The following is a 16672-nucleotide window of genomic DNA, read 5'->3' on the forward strand; positions in this document are numbered from 1 at the left end:
AAGAAGGCAGATAATGATGTAAGGTGATGCTGTATGTTTTTCGCCCTAAAATGAAGGAGAGATAAAACGATGAAAGGCATAGATATATAGGCCGAGCAGATTAACAAAATTGCCAACTGCTAACAATGCTATTATCGCGTGTAAAAAATTAATATGAAGTATTTGACAGGTGAGCTCTGGAGGAGAATAATCCCCCCCGTTGGGTCGTTAGCTCAGTTGGTAGAGCCGTTGACTCTTAATCAATTGGTCGCAGGTTCGAACCCTGCACGACCCACCAACAATTTCAAAGAGTTACAGTTTTATTTTAAACTTGTTATAATTTTGTTTTCTTTAGTCTCTTTCCATCAAATTGTATCCATCCTTTAATTTCATCGTATTTTTTATTAATTCCACTTTCTCTTTATTTTATTTCATGTCTATTTCAGTATTTTTCGCCTATATCTACGATGACCTCTGGCGTGTCCTTTATTCAATGACGTCTAACGTTGAGTGAAAATATAACGTGGTTGATGGTATAGCTTAAAGTTGCTACCTCGCTTGGTGAGGATGTGTCTCATGCACCCCGAAGAGTGGTGAGAAAGTGCTATGCTTAACGAACGGAATAGTCGATAGATCGTATTATGATGTTGCGAGTTGCATACACAGGGTTGTGTTCACATCCACTGGGGCGGCGTTTAGAGGTTGCTGAAGTTTCCTGGTTAGCCATAAGCAAGTTTTTGCTTTATTTCGGAGGTTCATGTGGGATTCGAAAAATTACTGGCTGTCATAGAAAAAAGTCACCAGGACCCAAAATCGGTTATCTCGTTGTCTGAACTAAGCCAGGCAATTCATGAGATAATTTGTACGGAAAGTTCAAAAGAGTACAAAATAAATGAGTGCTTTACCGAGCTGAGGGAGTTGGTTGATGAAAGAAAAGCACTTTCCAGGAAGCAGTTCCTGGATAAAGCGTTGGTGACGGAATTAACGCTTTATAAAAAGAAAGAAGAGGCGCTACTTCTGAAACTCATGAGTATCGGAAATAAATAGACGAGGGTCTCTATTTTTAAATCAGGGACGATAGTGGTAAATATCACTACACCGCCAGATCAAATTACTGAAATGGCAGTGTAGCAATTAGTGCTATTTACGGTAGCTGGTTTTGATTTGTTTAATCGTGTTATCAAAAACGGCAGCTTGCTCGGCATCTTCCAATTGAGCAATATATCTTTCCATATTGATGATAACTTTACCGGCGTCCGCCTGGCCGATTGCTTTTAATAACAGCGTAACCATAGCTTTCAGGCAGGTAACCTCATGGGCCAGTGTTTCAGCGGATGCGGCAGTAGAAAAATCTGCGTTGCTCATGTTTTCTCCTCAACAAGAAAAAGACGTTTTCCTTCGCCTGCTGCGGGCGTCACCGCTGACACGACAGGCAAAAATAGATAGGGGTAGTATACCATAAAGCATATTATGGATTGATATTATTCGCGGATAACACCATTTTAGTGACTGTTTTTTATGCATTTAATTTATTAGAATAGCGTCTATATTTTGGCTGTTGTTTTGTGGCAAAAGATATAGATGTGTTTCGTTTAATACATATGATGTTAACTATGGACGTTTTTCCCTGAATGCATTATTTGTATAATACAGTTATAGGCGATGATAAAATTCTTAACAATAGCTCGATTACAATAGTGACTTTTTATTGACATTTAAGATGCAAAGCCAATTGCATGCCATTTAATTCACATTGTTTTTCATACATTTTGTGCCATGGAACTGTTTATAAGCGTGCGGCGTATTTGAAATGTTAAGAGTGTGATCAACATACATCTTCAGGTTAACAATATATTGTTATGATCGGGAAATGCGCTTTATTCCTTCTCGGTATATTTTAAAATACATATTCATATAAATCTGTGTTCATTATTTTTTGAAACCAACGTAGTATCACCTGCAAGCAACTTTTCATGTAAGTGTTACTCCCTTTTTTGGAGAATTATTCTTTGATTAGCGTTTTTCTTGTTGATGACCATGAACTGGTGCGGGCAGGGATACGACGCATTCTTGACGATATCAAAGGTCTGAAAGTAGTTGGTGAAGCATGCTGTGGTGAAGATGCCGTGAAATGGTGCCGAAGCAATGATGTTGACGTTGTTCTGATGGACATGAGCATGCCGGGCATCGGTGGGCTTGAAGCAACGCGTAAAATTTTGCGGTTTACTCCAGATATAAAAGTCATCATGCTCACCATTTATACGGAAAATCCATTACCCGCTAAAGTGATGCAGGCGGGTGCCGCGGGATATGTTAGTAAAGCTGCTGCCCCTCAGGAAGTGATCTCCGCCATTCGAGCCGTACATGCAGGGAAACGGTATATTGCTTCTGATATTGCTCAACAGATGGCATTGAGCCAGTTGGAGCCGCAGACGGATGCGCCGCTTGAGTGTTTGTCTGAACGCGAATTACAGATTATGCTAATGATAACGAAGGGGCAAAAAGTGACTGAAATCTCAGAACAGCTCAATCTTAGCCCTAAAACAGTGAACAGCTATCGTTACCGCATGTTCAGTAAGCTGAATATTAACGGTGACGTAGAATTGACTCATCTGGCTATCAAGCACGGGCTTTTTACCGCGGAGACATTGTTAAGTAGTGAGTGAGAGTTTCGATGCTTCGGCATTTTTAAAAACGGTAACGAGCCAGCCTGGGGTCTACCGTATGTACGATGCCGGCAATACGGTCATCTATGTTGGTAAGGCAAAAGACTTAAAAAAACGACTTGCCAGCTATTTCCGCAGCCATGTTGCCAGCCGTAAAACCGAGGCGTTAGTCAAAAGCATCAAGCATATTGATGTCACGATCACGCATACAGAAACTGAAGCCTTACTGCTAGAACACAACTATATTAAGCTTTATCAGCCGCGTTATAACGTCTTGTTACGCGATGATAAATCCTATCCCATGATCTTCCTAAGTGGTGATGCTCATCCACGCTTGACGGTTCACCGTGGCGCTAAGCATGCGAAGGGCGAATATTTCGGCCCGTTTCCCAACGGAAATGCCGTGCGTGAAACGTTAATCTTGCTGCAAAAACTGTTTCCGGTACGCCAGTGTGAAAATAGCGTCTATCGCAATCGCTCTCGCCCTTGTCTGCAATATCAAATTGGTCGCTGCCTTGGGCCTTGCGTTAGCGGTTTGGTTAGCGAAGAGGATTATCGGCAGCAGGTTGAGTATGTTCGCCTGTTCTTGTCTGGTAAAGATCAGCAAGTATTGAATCAACTCATCTCACGGATGGAGTCGGCCAGTCGTGACCTGCGTTTTGAAGATGCCGCACGGATACGCGATCAGATTCAAGCGGTTCGTCGGGTGACGGAAAAACAATTTGTTTCTGGTGACGGCGAAGATTTGGACGTCATCAGTGTTGCTTTTGATGCTGGCATGGCCTGTGTATATGTCCTTTTTATCCGACAAGGGAAAGTGCTTGGCAGCCGGAGCTATTTCCCCAAAGTGCCTGGCGGTACGGAATTGGGGGAAGTCGTACAAACTTTTGTCGGGCAATTCTATTTACAAGGGAACTCAGGCCGAACGCTTCCCACAGAAATTTTGCTTGATTTTACCTTGCCTGATAAAGATTTGCTTACCGAATCCCTAACGGCGGTTGCGGGGAGAAAAGTCCAAATTCAGACGAAACCCCGTGGCGATCGTGCTCGCTATCTAAAACTAGCGCGGACGAATGCTGCTACGGCGCTAGTTACAAAATTGTCTCAGCAATCCACCATTCATCAGCGTTTGGCTGCATTAGCCAACGTCTTGCAGTTGCCCGAAATCCACCGAATGGAGTGTTTTGACATCAGTCATACTATGGGTGAACAGACGGTGGCATCCTGCGTGGTATTTGATGCTAACGGCCCGTTACGTTCGGAATATCGCCGCTATAATATCAGTGGTATTACGCCTGGTGATGATTATGCCGCCATGGCGCAAGTCCTCCAGCGCCGGTATGGTAAAGCGTTAGATGACAGTAAAATACCGGATGTCATTGTGATCGATGGTGGGAAAGGACAGCTCGGTCAGGCTCAGGCCGTGTTTGACTCTTTGCAAGTATCGTGGGATAAAAATAAGCCTCTGTTGCTCGGTGTCGCGAAAGGCAGCGATCGTAAAGCCGGGCTGGAAACGCTGTTTCTTGAGGCGACGGGTGAGGGAATGGCACTGCCTGCTGATTCTCCAGCGCTGCACGTTATCCAGCATATTCGCGATGATTCGCATGACCATGCGATTGGCGGACATCGCAAGAAGAGAGCAAAAGTAAAAAACACCAGTACGTTGGAGCTTATTGAAGGTGTCGGCCCTAAACGTCGCCAAACCCTGTTGAAATACATGGGAGGGCTACAGCCTTTGATGAATGCCAGCATTGAGGAGATTGCAAATGTTCCAGGAATTTCGCATGGATTGGCAGAAAAAATCTTCCATGCATTGAAACACTAGGGACAATGTAGCAACATACTCCTAGTATCCACTCCAGCCAGATAGTTACCTAAGCGCTATGCAATTTAATATACCGACGTTGCTTACCCTGTTTCGTGTTGCTCTTATTCCGTTTTTCGTGCTGGCGTTTTATCTTCCATTCGTCTGGGCACCGCTGCTTTGCGCGTTGATCTTCGTGTTTGCTGCCGTAACGGATTGGTTTGATGGTTTCCTTGCCCGCCGCTGGAAACAAACCACGCGCTTTGGTGCCTTCCTCGATCCTGTTGCGGATAAAGTGATGGTGGCTGTCGCGCTGGTGTTGGTTGCGGAATATTATCATTCTTGGTGGATTACGTTGCCTGCTGCAACGATGATCGCGCGAGAAATCATTATTTCAGCATTGCGCGAGTGGATGGCTGAAATTGGCAAGAGAAGCAGCGTTGCTGTGTCGTGGATAGGGAAGGTCAAAACCACGGCTCAGATGATGGCGCTTTTTGCTTTGCTATGGCGCCCAGAACGCATTGTTGAAGGTATTGGCGTTGCGGCGTTGTACATAGCAGCAGTGCTGACTTTTTGGTCCATGTTTCAATATTTGAATGCTGCGCGCCACGATTTGCTTGAACCTTGATCGAAGCGCCGTAAAAACCAGCAAACGAATGCGGTTGCTTGATAATTCTGTTGACTCATTGCGTCAGGTCAGTAGAATGCACCGCATCAACAGCAACGCTGGTTTGTAAGAAGTTAGATAAATCAGTAAGTTCTGTGTTGCGGGAATAGCTCAGTTGGTAGAGCACGACCTTGCCAAGGTCGGGGTCGCGAGTTCGAGTCTCGTTTCCCGCTCCAATTTAAAGCATCGGCAATTGCGGATGTTGGTTACTAAGACCTGAATATTTTGGCGCGTTAACAAAGCGGTTATGTAGCGGATTGCAAATCCGTCTAGTCCGGTTCGACTCCGGAACGCGCCTCCAATATTTAAGCCCGGGTGGTGAAATCGGTAGACACAAGGGATTTAAAATCCCTCGGCGTTCGCGCTGTGCGGGTTCAAGTCCCGCCCCGGGCACCATTGATAAATCAATAGACGTCAACCGACGTCTATTTTTTTGCCTAAAATCCACGGTTTTACTGGCTTCCACTTCATTCCATACTCTCCCAACGTCAACGCAATTCAATCGACATCAACTTGCTTGTGAGTATACATCTGAGTATATATGTTGGTTCTATCTTGCTCTGTATACTCACCGTAAGCACCAATGAGGATATTGATAATGGCTCTGACCGATATCAAAGTGCGTTCGGCAAAACCAGAAGAAAAAGAGTATTCACTGACTGACGGTGATGGGATGTTTCTGCTGGTTCATCCCAATGGTTCCAAATACTGGCGGCTGCGCTTTCGTTTTGGTGGCAAGCAACATCTCATGGCATTAGGCGTTTATCCTGAAGTCTCTCTTTCTGAAGCGCGTCAGAAACGGGATGAAGCTCGGAAGCAGGTCGCTGCGGGCATCGATCCCCGCGAACATAAGAAAGCGGTAAAAGCCAAACAGGAAGAGGATGAAAAGACCTTCGAAGTTGTGGCTCGCGCCTGGCACGCCGACAACAAGAAATGGTCTGAATCCCATGGCGAGCGTATCCTGAAAAGCCTGAGCGACAATATTTTCCCCGTTATTGGCAACACACATATCGCAGATTTGAAAACACGCGACTTACTGGCACCGATCAAAAGTGTTGAACGTTCAGGACGTTTAGAAGTGGCGAAGCGTCTAAAACAGCGTGTGACTGCCATCATGACCTATGCCGTACAAAATGGCTTGATTGACTATAATCCGGCGCAGGATATGGCGGGGGCGATTATGCCCGGCAAAGTCGAACATCGCCCGGCGTTGGAGCTTGAACGTTTGCCTGAACTCCTTGGTCGCATTGATGGTTACAAAGGCCGTGAGTTTACCAAGTGGGTTATTAATCTCTCCTTACTGATTTTCATTCGTTCAAGCGAGCTCCGTTTTGCTCGCTGGCCGGAAATCGACTTTGAACGAGCATTGTGGACGATTCCCCCTGAACGTGAACCGATTCCAGGAGTGAAATTCTCCGAACGCGGTTCAAAAATGCACACACCACATCTTGTTCCACTGAGCCGTCAGGCACTGGAGATCCTTAAAAAGATCAGAGAAGTGAGTGGGCATTGCGAGCTGGTTTTCATTGGCGATCATTCGTCACGAAAACCCGTTAGTGAAGGGACGGTAAACAAAGCGCTGCAAACCATGGGCTACGACACGAAAACGGAAGTATGTGGTCACGGCTTTCGTACTATGGCCTGTAGTTCACTGATTGAGTCGGGCTTGTGGTCTAGGGATGCGGTAGAGCGACAGATGAGCCACCAGGAACGTAATGGCGTTCGCGCGGCGTATATCCATAAAGCAGAGCATCTGGATGAGCGTAAGCTGATGCTGCAATGGTGGGCTAATTTTCTCGATGCGAATCGGGAGAAAGCGGTTAGTGCGTTTGATTTTGGGAAGTTGATGGTGGGCTGATATGGTAGCATACGGGCAGGCTGTAGTTCTGACTGACTCAGGTTACAGTTTGTTCTGTGGGTAAGAACACTGTTCATATAACTAATAATCACACCAAATACTTGGATATGAGTTTTATGTATTTCTAAAATAATGAACGTTGTCATCAGAGGGAGGGAGGGCATGCTGTGGAGAGTTGTTCGTATCGACTTCACTGAGCGTTGTGCCTGTGTGTTCGGCAGTAAGACACACGACATCACGTCTGGTAAGGGCTTTGTTGTTGTTGATCATGAGGGTAACGAACGGTTCGCAGGTCCTGACTGTGTGCGGAATCCCAATTACGTCAGTAATCCTGGGGAAAAAGTTCCTGATTTGACGAAAGGATGTTTAGAGCCAGGGGGGGAAGTGGGTGGGGATACCTCTAAGGCACCGCCCAAAATAGCCACTGGGAAAGTAGGGGGCACGTCTAAAAAGGACGATCATAGTAACCAAAATGCTATTGCTTATTTGCTACTACGTGTTGAGAAACTTAAAAATTTTCCCAAAATAAAATACAAAAAACTTGATGAGCTATATGAGCGTTATCAACGTGATAGTTTAACCGAGGGTGATTTTATTTTCTTGAATAGGTTAATTGAGAGCAAATCATTTCCTGAATATTCTCTTAGGAATTTACAGGCTATATACGCTTGTGAATTTTGGATTAATCAATTTATAAAAGTTAATCAAGATAAAGATCTAAGCTATGTCGACAGTCTGAAAAGCTATCTTCATGCAAAACTAGCATTAACACCATCTCAAATTAGTGGATTAAACAAGTGGTTCGATAATTCTAGCGGGCGAAAAATGGTCAGATTAAAACCCAATCCTTTTGTTATTGACCCCTCTGAATACTGGAAGAAAGATTAATTTAATATTCTTTCGTTAGTAATACCTATAAAGGTCACACTAGGCTGTGTCCCGTAACTATTTTGTGTACAGTTCAGCATTGTCATAACTGTACAAAAAAATGCTAAGCGATAAAGAACGACCAAATAGATGAATATTTAACCAAAAATCATATCTCGGAAATGATTCTTGCAGCACTTTTTAGCGTGTAGGGAAGTTAAGGGACAGACCCTAAAACAGGTGTGCTTACAGTCGCATAACACGGTTTTAGATGGGTAACCATTTCGGGTATTAGAGCCTGATTTAGGGGCATTTTTCTCGTGCCAGAGATGCTCAGTGAGTTCAGCATTGAGCGCCGTTTCGACGGTTAACTTCGTCAACATGCGGGAAAACGCATTGAGGTCAGCTTCGGTTTTAAGGCCTTTAGCCAATTCAGCAGCCAGTGCTTTGAGTTTCTTTTCGCCCATCGTTGCCTGTCTCTGTTGTTGGAGTGAACATATCAAAAAAGGCAATTACACAATGTAAATTACAGTCTCTTGTACGTTGGTATAGTGAGCACTGTAACACCTTCAATTTTCACATATATTACCGACCTAACGAAAGAATTCTTCGGAAATTATGTTCTAATTTTTCCTCAGCAGTGTCTAAATCACAACCCCATATTTCTGAAATACCTTTAATGGCTTTATCCACATCCCAAGGAAATAAATTTCTTCCATATAACTTCGCAAAAGGAGCATCCGTTTCTGTCAATAATCTATCTTTAGGTATTCGCCCTATTATATCCTTCCCTTTTTTTGAATTTAACATTGCCGGCCCAACTGAGAACCACGCTCCAATATCTATCGCTTTATCAAGCTCTGTTTTTGTGCCAGTAAACCAATGAAATATTGGAACTCCGTCAATCCCTTTTAATTCATCCACAACTTTATCTGCACATCCTCGTGAATGTATGGACATAATCCTCCCTCCTTGATTATTTACCTCCCTTAAAATATGCCTGAACACTTTCAGTTGGATCTCAGCATAGTTTTTATAATCCGCCCCACCATCAAGCCCTATCTCTCCAACATATTTTACTTGAGGTAGTAAAATATCAAAGATGCCTAATTCTTCGTGCCTCAAGTGGGCTAATTCAGGATGAAGTCCTAAAGCAGTTTTTATTCTTTTGCAGCCAGAAACAAGTTTATTGCTACCAATATACGCTTGCGGCGTAGTTGTGACAGAAAGGACATATAGTCCTTTCTTATCACATTGATTAATAATCTCATTTGGATCTTTATATAGATCCAAATGACAATGCATATCAAATTTCAAACCAGTTTTTCCTTTTTCAAGAAAGCTTCCACTTCTTGTAATCCTTCAAAGAATACATTTTCATACTTGCTGACATCCTGCTCTTTAAGCTTTCCAGATTTCAATACCCACGCCTTCAAATTTCTTTTTTTAGCATTTTCAATCGCCATCATTACTGAGAAGATATCATCTCTTCCATCTTTTTTATTCTTAACAAAATTCCGTAAATTAGCATATGATGCCTGGTGATATGTTATTGTTTCTTGAATTCCTCCTCTTAGTAGGGATGCTCGCCTTATCATGCAAGGCACACAATAGCCACATTGTTTATGTTTTCTTTTCCAGTGGCTGCATGAAACTGTGGAATCAACAACTTGGGCTAATGTATTCTTATCTTTACATTGACTAACCATTTTCCCTTTTGTTTCGAATTGATACGGGTTAGTAAAATTCATTTTAATCCCTATGTCATCAAAAATAGACTGTATCATTTCCATAAAATGTGGATGAGTAGTTCTTGTGCTAAGCGAACCTATTCGGCGATTTGTTAGTGGTGCATTCAAGGAGATAAAGCCATTCTCAGGGACATAAATAGATATATTACTATAGTCATTAGCTTTCATTACGGCATCTGCACCAACAGCGGCAAATGCCAAGAAGTTCAAGCTTCTTGTTCTCATTGTAATATCTCTTTGCATACCTCTTCCTATAGGGTTTGCACTGGTACATAGCCTTGAAAATGACCCTATACTTTTAATCCCCTCGGCTATTTTTTCTTGTTTGGCCTTATCTCCTTTGTAAGAATGGCTTATTAGTAATGGTTTTTTTCCGTCGGTTAGAAGATCAATAACACCTATTGCGCTGTCCAATCCTCCTGAAAATAGAGAAATACAATCTAACCCATTTAAATTTATCAACCTACGACCATTAACTGGTTTAAATGGAACAGGAGGTTTCATTCCATCTTTTTTAAAGTCGAAACTCCAGACATCTCCACTCAAGAACTGTAAGGCTTTTTCAATATTTTCTTTATTCTTTATCCAAATAGATGGATTTATGACCCTAACAGATACGTTTATGTCCCGTGTCCAACCATCAAAGCAATCATCACGAACTATAAATGTATCAGCGGCTGTCACGGCCATTGATATTGTCAGAAAATCCATCACCTCATCTGATATTTGAAATCCTAATCTTTTAATTGCGTCGTATACCGGTTTTCCTATAGTTGCAATATCATCACGAGGTTTAATTCCATTCTTCGCAACGACGCCATCACGGTTATAAATTTGAACTGAAATTGTAGAATCATTCGATGCTGGCAACCGACTATAATTATGATCTATATAAATATTCATTCGCTATACCCCTTCCATTCATCCCAAACTTCAGTAATAACATCTTTTTGAATTTTAATTATATCTGACTTTGAAAAGGACCTAATATTTTTACTTATTTTCGGTTCCATATGGTTATCAACTATTGCACTGATATACTCATGCAAATCATTTTCTGCATTCTGCAATTCTTTCGCTGATTGTGCATTATTCCAAGCTTTCCCTACATCCATTGTAACTTGAATAAAAATACTATCAGTTAAATAGCAAATCATCGTTTCAATTAGAACATCGTCTGTAATATCTTGTGGGTTAAATGTAGTCTTCCCATCTAAAGCTTCGACTAAAGCATCATTCATTGCGGTTTGAATTTTATCGGCATCCTCACTCCCATCAGAGAGGGCTTGGGATATTCTTGCAATTGCGTCTTCACATGAGAGCCCATTAAGGCTACTCAGGTCAATTATAGGATTACTGTTCTGATAGTTTGCAACTCCATCATTTAGTAATTCAAATAAATTACCACCAGCACTAACAATATTACCAAGTCGCTCGTTAGCTGAATCTCCTCCACCTGTTACTTGTCGGGAGTAGCGTCCAAGAGCACCTTTTAGTGAAGCGATATCTCTGCTTCGAGCAAATCGACCAAAAAGAGTCCTAAAACCGCTTAAGTTTTTATTTTCTCCATTTTTTGTTTGATCTGCCCAAGGTGGAACAAGGGCATTTCCGTTTTTAGGTCCTTTACTTGACTGTGACGTCCCCATATTTCCTCCTTATTTAAACCAATTTTTTTCTTTTATAAGCGCATTCATCCAATGCGGATTATCGTTTATGCCACTTATAAATCTTTTAAGGATTTTTCCTGCTTCGATATGCTTATCTGCAATTAATACAGCCCCAGCAAAACCAGCAGGTTGTTTACTCCATTCAGTTATAGTTCTAAGGTGTTCAATCAAACTTTCCATAACTGGAATAAACTCATCTTGAGATATATCGCGTAACGCAGTTAAAGCGACTTGAGAACTTTTTCTTGTCGTTGTAATCAATACACTTAACGCATCCCTTGCTTTTGGAGACAAACCCATTACATAATGGCCTGCTGGCATTGTTTCGCGTGATAAATAGATTGATGCTCGTAAATCCTTATCACTCAATTTTGGTTCGATATCAAACCACTTTAAAATAAAATCACTGATTGCATCATCTTTTGTCCAGGATTCTGGTACAGAATCAGGTAATTCCTTAGGTTTCGTGCTTTCTATTTCACTAAATAATTTCTTGTAGTCTTTATTAGTATCAATCATTGAATATAAATCATTGGCAGCAGTCTCTCCTGCACATCTTTCAAATATTACTAACTTCGTAATGACGTTCTCATCTAATGAGATACTTCTTCTTCTAGCAATATTTGATCTCATTTTTACAACATTTAGTAATCTCTTAACTATTCTTGGATTACCATGTATTATTGGTGAGGTTGCAAATATAGGTGCCAACCGGTCTACTTGATCATATGCCCTTGCTAATTCTAAATTATTTTCTCCTTCTAGTATTTTTATAGCATCTTCTTTCTTCATAGGATCCTTATGCCATGATTCCTGTAAAGACTTCTCCAATGCTATCCTTAGCTTTTCTACCAAATCACTATTTACCCCTGCATTAACTGCATGAAGCATGAAAAGATATGATCTTATTTCTAAAAGACCTGTTCTTGGAACTCGGATAGGGACTTGTATTAGTTTATCCAAGTAATCAATATGGTGTCTTGCCGAAGTTCCTTTGAAGTACTCTGATACGGATGTTCTTATCATATCTTCATCAGCAGCAATCACAAATGCCGTATTTGGTAGGAATAGAAATAATCGTATAGCTTCTAATGTTTGTATAGCATTTTGTGGCAAGCAACGATCTAGGTTATCAATGAAAACAATTAAATTCTTCCCTAAGTCTTTTAAAATTACACTATATTCTTCTCTAAATAAATTTATTTGCTGTGGTGGCGTTAATACTTCTTTATCTTTAATTAATCCACTATTTGCGAATTCATTTCCTGTACTAATGGCTTCTTGGTATGTGTTTTCATTAACACCGTTACTGATAATATTTTTAATTGCTCCAACCCCCTTAGAAACCATCCCACCAGTGGGAATGCCGAGAGCTAAAGCAATGCCTTCTAGGGTGTAGCCTAATGCCCTCACTTTATCTACTCGGTTAAATAAACTGAATGTCTTCTCTACAAGGCTTGGGTCTCCTTGGGCTGCTTCGTTAAGTTTGGTTGCAATTACTTCCAGTAATGCAGCTCTTGCGTCATCATATCCCTGATACAGCCAGGCATCGAAATTTACAACTAAGATATCTTTACCATCTTCTTCACTTATCTGTTTTTCTATAATTTTTAGTAGTGAGGATTTCCCAGCGCCCCAGTTACCAAATATTCCAATAGATACTGGTAACATATTTTCAGACTTCAATATATCCACTGCTAGACTTGAAACTTCGCCAAAATTTAAGTAATCAATGTTGGATTCTACGTCAGCCCACATGTGCACTCCCTATTGTTAAACGGCGAACAAACACTTTTATTAATTTCAGATTGTAATTATTGCGTGGTAATCTATTTGCAATAGAACAGTATTACTAACAAGTTTCGTTTAAGGGTGGATACTTAGCCGAAGCAAGTAGCATATTGTATAATTTAGGAGCAGTCATAAACATATGCAACTCAATCCTTTGTAATGCTTCAAAAACCCGTTCCTGATCAAGTTCTGCATACCTTTCTGTTGGATCTGTTGTATTACGGTTGTTAAGTAATCTTTTAACGACTGATGTTGAAAGACCTATATTCATCGTTTCAGCAGCCTGGATCACCGGGTACTTGTGCTGCAGAACCAAATTGATACATTCCCGTTTGAACTCATGGGTAAACTTTTTTCTTCGCATTCTCACCTCGTTAGCATTGCTCATTATATCTCTAACAAAGTGTCCGAAATGATTAGACCATTACTGTGGCAGGACTTACGCTGAGGGAGGGACGTCCATCACATCATTACAGTGTGAATGCGGTCATGAATGATACCTTTGAATGCTGGGTATTATGGCCTAAAAACCTGCCCTCGATGCCATTCCACAAACTGCTCAAGCGGGTAATACTCCCGCTTTTTAGGCAGAAACAGCGGCTTTCCCTCAAAATCCCAGAATAGCCGTTCGACAATCGTGCTGCCGTTTGCACCTTCAGAAACCATCAGTTTCATGCTGTTATCAATACTGATAACGCCAATATCAAACGCAGAGTGATGTACTGAGCACAAAGCTAATCCGTTGGTCACGGTGCAAGGGCCACCATATTGCTTCCATTTGATGTGCGCCGCTTCGAGGCCGACAGGCGTTGCATCGTGTCGTAAATCATAACCACATACCGCACAGCGGTATTGATACGCACGTAGTACCGTTTGACGGAAATGAGGATCGCGAGACTTGCGTACATCATCTAGCGACAGTTCCAGGCGGTTGGCAATTACGTCCTGAACACTTTCAGGAAAGTGCTCGCTTAAAATCTGCTGAGCCAGTTTATCGATAAGTTGAGGTTGTTTGCATAATAGTTGATAGCTGACTTCATCAAATCCCCCCATGACGCTGTGCTTAATCAGCTCACGATTTGGCGGCTCTTTACTCCCTTTCTGCGGTGAACAATACTCGTCGTTCTGCAACTGCCAAAAACCATCTCCCTTCAGCCGCCAGAAGGGCATTTCAGGGTAATGAGCACGCCGCTGCGGCCCAAAGCTGTTCAAAAGTGCCAAGAGCTGCGGACGGATTTCGTCTCCATAGTGAAACAGGCGCGGGTGTCCTTGTTGATAGGCCGATAGAACATAAAGCAGCAACAATGGCTTATGAGGCGCACGTTGATCACCTTTACGCCATATAGACATATTGGAAATTGCTGTTTGAAGTTCCTGGACAGATGGCATACGCAACATGAGCTGAAAAGGGATATGTTGCGATAATGCTCGCAAAATCAGTGGGATTCAAGCCTCCTGTTGCTCTTAGAATGTTACCTCACGCCACCTTATCAACGTAGATAACCCTGTGATGTTGGGCATCGGTGATACGTTGCATATGTGAGATTCTGGCGATGAGTAAAAAGGTGAGCAGATCCTTTATGCCATATTTTCTGTAGATATTATTTTTCATGTTGTTGGCGGTTTTATGCGTTATCGCCATGTTTTTCGCGATGGTTTTTATGGCAACGCCATCCAGCCAATAGCCGAAAAATATTTTCTCATTCGGTGATAACGATATCGTCTTGCCTTTTATTTCTCTGAACGATGACAGGGCAGAGATCACTTTTTTAATCGTACTCATCGATGCGTGTTTTGATAACAGCAATACCTTTTTAGCCACCATCACGGGTGTATGTTTACGGTTATTTAGAATAATAATGAATGCCCGTTGACGGTCGGTAATGATGTGCGTCAGTAGCGTCATTTCGATACCGTGTTCAATATCAACAACAGTGATGGGTACATTACCGCCATCCTTATTTCCCAGACAGGTAAACGCCGCCGTGGTGAAAGGGCAGCGGCTGAATATTTCAATGCTCATGGCGATAGTGGTTCAGTAGAAAATAGCAAAGTGATATCTGACGACGCATCATCCCTGTAACAGCTTTAATACGTTTCCCGACTGCTGATTGGCTTGCGACAAGACGGCCATCGATGCCTGCTGTAGGATCTGGGTTTTTGTCATCGCGGAAACCTCAACGGCATAATCCGCATCCAATATGCGGGAGCGGGCGGCAGCGGTGGCAATTTTCTCCTGTGACAGCACGGTAGTGACGGATTCAAAGCGGTTCATCTGGCTACCGTATTCACTGCGGTAACCGTCCAGTTTTTTCAGCGTATTATCGAACGTGGCTAATGCCGCTCTGGCCTGTTCAGGTGTACCCAGCGTCACAGAGGAAAGCCCCAGCGATTGGCTATCTGCTGGCGTTGGGTTGAGGGTGACCGTTTGCAATGCATCACCGAAACTCGCTCCGACGACAAACGTCGTTTCTTTGCTGATCGGTACTGAGGGCGGCAGTGGCGGGGCAGGCTCTGTCGGTGTGGGAAGTTCATCCCAGCTTGCGCTGCTATTGAATACGCCGCTGCCAACCACAATGACAATCAGATCTTCTGTTACCTCATCAATATGAATTTTTTCCAGTCGGTTTGCTGCGCCCACATTTCCATCGTTAAAGCCCCCGGTGTTGGCATCTTCAAAACGGTCGCCATCACCGCTGTAGGTGATGGTCATACCCTGATAAGTGGTCTGCGCCCCTGTATTGATATTGTATTCCCCGGCTTGCAGCAGCGAATCTGCCGAGTAGGTGGCTCCAGGTAAAAAACCGTTATCTTGCGTAATCACGGCGGTGTTCATGGTGGTTTCATCCGTTACGCCGTTTGCTGACCAGACGATATCGGCGTCTGCTCCTTCTGCGGGTGTACCGGCCAGATGCCTGCCATCTCGCGCAAAGAGCTGGATATCGTCATCGGCGCTTAATGAGTCGATGGTGATGGTAATATTTTTTGCGCCAGCAGGAATGTAAGCCAGCGAAATCACCCCAGAAGGAAATTGATGATTGATATTGGGGACAGGAAACTTTTCAGCCAGTGGCACCGTATCGCCCAGTTTGGCAGGCCGGGGGCCTGGTTCAGTGGGGGCCAGCGGGTAACGACCAAAGATTTGAGTCGATGAAGCGATGCGGTCGATCTCTTCCCTAATCTGCTGATATTCACCGTTCAGGCTGGTCTGGTCGGTATCTGACAACGTGCCATTTGCCGCCTGCACCGCGAGTTGCCTGCCACGTTGTAGCAGATTATTGATGGCATTAAGCCCGCTCTCAGCCGTTTGCATTAGGCTGAGGCCATCTTTCATTCCGTTAGTGATGACGCTGTTGGCATTCAGATTAGCGGTCATCCGGTTGGCAATAGCCTGACCAGCGGCATCATCCTTCGCACCATTGATGCGCAGACCCGATGAAAGCCGTTCAATCGCCTGGCTCAATCGTGTTGCCGATTTATCCTGTTGATTCAGTATCGTTAAATGCAGAGAGGTAATCGGGGTCATTGCGCATCAGTCCTGATTTGGCAAAAGCAACGGGATGGCTTTTATCTGCCGATTATTGATTTATCGGATGACAGGTAATAGTCAGCCCTTCCCGAT

General features: G+C 43.0%; 14 protein-coding genes, 4 tRNA genes and 2 pseudogenes. 10 read left to right on the forward strand and 10 right to left on the reverse strand.

The window, feature by feature from the left end; all coding sequences use genetic code 11:
• Positions 1-201: 201 nt before the first annotated feature.
• A tRNA-Lys gene (locus DCX48_21905) sits at positions 202-277 on the forward strand.
• A gap of 461 nt (positions 278-738) precedes the next feature.
• The gene (locus DCX48_21910; GenBank protein QXE16928.1) at positions 739-1026 is read left to right on the forward strand and encodes a hypothetical protein; all 288 of its coding nucleotides are present in this window, start codon (positions 739-741) and stop codon (positions 1024-1026) included.
• A 93-nt stretch (positions 1027-1119) separates the two neighbouring features.
• Here DCX48_21910 and DCX48_21915 read toward each other — a convergent pair whose 3' ends face one another.
• Entirely contained in the window at positions 1120-1344 is a 225-nt protein-coding gene (locus DCX48_21915; GenBank protein ID QXE16929.1) for a DUF2594 family protein, read from the reverse strand.
• Positions 1345-1988: 644 nt separating this feature from the next.
• On the opposite strand from DCX48_21915, the gene uvrY reads away from it, so the two are divergent.
• From uvrY to DCX48_21955, 8 genes are all read left to right on the forward strand, one after another.
• Positions 1989-2645 carry a two-component system response regulator UvrY gene (gene uvrY / locus DCX48_21920; GenBank protein ID QXE16930.1) on the forward strand — a complete coding sequence of 219 codons (657 nt, stop codon included), beginning with the start codon at positions 1989-1991 and terminating at the stop codon, positions 2643-2645.
• A complete protein-coding gene (gene uvrC, locus DCX48_21925; GenBank protein ID QXE16931.1) occupies positions 2638-4470 on the forward strand; it encodes an excinuclease ABC subunit UvrC in 1833 nt (610 codons plus the stop codon). Before uvrY ends, uvrC begins: the two co-directional genes overlap by 8 nt.
• Positions 4471-4528: 58 nt before the next feature.
• On the forward strand, positions 4529-5077 hold the full coding sequence (locus DCX48_21930) for a CDP-diacylglycerol--glycerol-3-phosphate 3-phosphatidyltransferase (GenBank protein QXE16932.1): 549 nt from the start codon (positions 4529-4531) through the stop codon (positions 5075-5077).
• Between the two features lie 139 nt (positions 5078-5216).
• Positions 5217-5292 (forward strand) — tRNA-Gly (locus DCX48_21935).
• 51 nt (positions 5293-5343) lie between these two features.
• A tRNA-Cys gene (locus tag DCX48_21940) sits at positions 5344-5417 on the forward strand.
• A gap of 8 nt (positions 5418-5425) precedes the next feature.
• Positions 5426-5512: transfer RNA gene (locus tag DCX48_21945), tRNA-Leu, on the forward strand.
• Between the two features lie 202 nt (positions 5513-5714).
• Positions 5715-6974, forward strand: coding sequence for a DUF4102 domain-containing protein (locus tag DCX48_21950; GenBank protein QXE16933.1), 1260 nt, complete (start codon positions 5715-5717; stop codon positions 6972-6974).
• Positions 6975-7136: 162 nt separating this feature from the next.
• A complete protein-coding gene (locus DCX48_21955) occupies positions 7137-7862 on the forward strand; it encodes a hypothetical protein (protein ID QXE16934.1) in 726 nt (241 codons plus the stop codon).
• A gap of 230 nt (positions 7863-8092) precedes the next feature.
• Here the strand turns inward: DCX48_21955 and DCX48_21960 are convergent.
• From DCX48_21960 to DCX48_22000, 9 genes and pseudogenes are all read right to left on the reverse strand, one after another.
• Positions 8093-8308 (reverse strand): annotated as a pseudogene (locus tag DCX48_21960) (transposase).
• Positions 8309-8426: 118 nt separating this feature from the next.
• Positions 8427-9146: a TatD family deoxyribonuclease gene (locus DCX48_21965; protein QXE17348.1), complete on the reverse strand. Its 720-nt coding sequence runs from the start codon at positions 9144-9146 to the stop codon at positions 8427-8429.
• A gap of 8 nt (positions 9147-9154) precedes the next feature.
• Complete coding sequence (locus tag DCX48_21970; GenBank protein ID QXE16935.1) at positions 9155-10495, reverse strand: DNA-binding protein; 1341 nt, start codon at positions 10493-10495, stop codon at positions 9155-9157.
• Entirely contained in the window at positions 10492-11238 is a 747-nt protein-coding gene (locus DCX48_21975; GenBank protein ID QXE16936.1) for a hypothetical protein, read from the reverse strand. The genes DCX48_21970 and DCX48_21975 overlap by 4 nt, the downstream gene beginning before the upstream one ends.
• 9 nt (positions 11239-11247) lie before the next feature.
• Entirely contained in the window at positions 11248-13017 is a 1770-nt protein-coding gene (locus DCX48_21980) for a KAP family P-loop domain protein (protein ID QXE16937.1), read from the reverse strand.
• Between the two features lie 94 nt (positions 13018-13111).
• Positions 13112-13300, reverse strand: a pseudogene (locus DCX48_21985) (integrase).
• A 266-nt stretch (positions 13301-13566) separates the two neighbouring features.
• The gene (locus tag DCX48_21990) at positions 13567-14439 is read right to left on the reverse strand and encodes a restriction endonuclease (GenBank protein QXE16938.1); all 873 of its coding nucleotides are present in this window, start codon (positions 14437-14439) and stop codon (positions 13567-13569) included.
• An 88-nt stretch (positions 14440-14527) separates the two neighbouring features.
• The gene (locus DCX48_21995; protein QXE16939.1) at positions 14528-15073 is read right to left on the reverse strand and encodes a transcriptional regulator; all 546 of its coding nucleotides are present in this window, start codon (positions 15071-15073) and stop codon (positions 14528-14530) included.
• Positions 15074-15121: 48 nt separating this feature from the next.
• A complete protein-coding gene (locus DCX48_22000; protein ID QXE16940.1) occupies positions 15122-16576 on the reverse strand; it encodes a flagellin in 1455 nt (484 codons plus the stop codon).
• Positions 16577-16672: the final 96 nt, after the last annotated feature.

Origin of the sequence: Pectobacterium atrosepticum (assembly GCA_019056595.1) — a bacterium.
Lineage (GTDB): Bacteria > Pseudomonadota > Gammaproteobacteria > Enterobacterales > Enterobacteriaceae > Pectobacterium > Pectobacterium atrosepticum.

Coding starts and splice junctions, on each gene's coding strand:
- DCX48_21915 (QXE16929.1), bottom strand. CDS start 1,344: ATGAGCAACGCAGATTTTTCTACTGCCGCATCCGCTGAAACACTGGCC.
- DCX48_21930 (QXE16932.1), top strand. CDS start 4,529: ATGCAATTTAATATACCGACGTTGCTTACCCTGTTTCGTGTTGCTCTT.
- DCX48_21950 (QXE16933.1), top strand. CDS start 5,715: ATGGCTCTGACCGATATCAAAGTGCGTTCGGCAAAACCAGAAGAAAAA.
- DCX48_21955 (QXE16934.1), top strand. CDS start 7,137: ATGCTGTGGAGAGTTGTTCGTATCGACTTCACTGAGCGTTGTGCCTGT.
- DCX48_21965 (QXE17348.1), bottom strand. CDS start 9,146: ATGCATTGTCATTTGGATCTATATAAAGATCCAAATGAGATTATTAAT.
- DCX48_21970 (QXE16935.1), bottom strand. CDS start 10,495: ATGAATATTTATATAGATCATAATTATAGTCGGTTGCCAGCATCGAAT.
- DCX48_21975 (QXE16936.1), bottom strand. CDS start 11,238: ATGGGGACGTCACAGTCAAGTAAAGGACCTAAAAACGGAAATGCCCTT.
- DCX48_21980 (QXE16937.1), bottom strand. CDS start 13,017: ATGTGGGCTGACGTAGAATCCAACATTGATTACTTAAATTTTGGCGAA.
- DCX48_21990 (QXE16938.1), bottom strand. CDS start 14,439: ATGCCATCTGTCCAGGAACTTCAAACAGCAATTTCCAATATGTCTATA.
- DCX48_21995 (QXE16939.1), bottom strand. CDS start 15,073: ATGAGCATTGAAATATTCAGCCGCTGCCCTTTCACCACGGCGGCGTTT.
- DCX48_22000 (QXE16940.1), bottom strand. CDS start 16,576: ATGACCCCGATTACCTCTCTGCATTTAACGATACTGAATCAACAGGAT.